Source organism: Paenibacillus sp. EKM206P, assembly GCF_011066155.1.
Lineage (GTDB): Bacteria > Bacillota > Bacilli > Paenibacillales > Paenibacillaceae > Paenibacillus > Paenibacillus polymyxa_D.
In genome coordinates this window covers 1-338 of the sequence record NZ_JAAMNQ010000092.1, presented here as the reverse complement: position 1 = coordinate 338, position 338 = coordinate 1, and the positions used below count along the sequence as shown (strand labels likewise).

The following is a 338-nucleotide window of genomic DNA, read 5'->3' as shown; positions in this document are numbered from 1 at the left end:
ATGAGCTGGGCTTGCTGCTCAATCGTAAAGTGTTGGAACACCTCACGCAGCGTAATCCGGCTGTCCAGTTCCTGATGGATTTTGGCCACCAGCGTCGTTGCCCGCAGGGAGTGCCCACCCACGTCAAAGAATGAGTCGGTGACTCCTACGCTGGACAGCTTCAAGACATCCTGCCAGATTTGGGCTAGCTTGGCTTCCAGCGGCGTCCGCGGTGCAACGTACTCCAGGCCTCCTTCGAGGCGTGCTTCCGGCGCCGGCAGCGCCTTGCGGTCGATTTTCCCGTTCGGTGTCAGCGGGAAACGATCCAGTTGTACCACATACGTCGGGATCATGTAATC

At 58.6% G+C, this 338-nt stretch carries 1 protein-coding gene; it reads right to left on the bottom strand.

Annotated elements, in window-relative coordinates; translation table 11 throughout:
* Positions 1–332 (bottom strand): phosphopantetheine-binding protein (locus tag G9G53_RS25835; protein WP_446724865.1); only part of this gene is annotated, 332 nt, incomplete at its 3' end.
* Positions 333–338 lie beyond the last annotated feature (6 nt).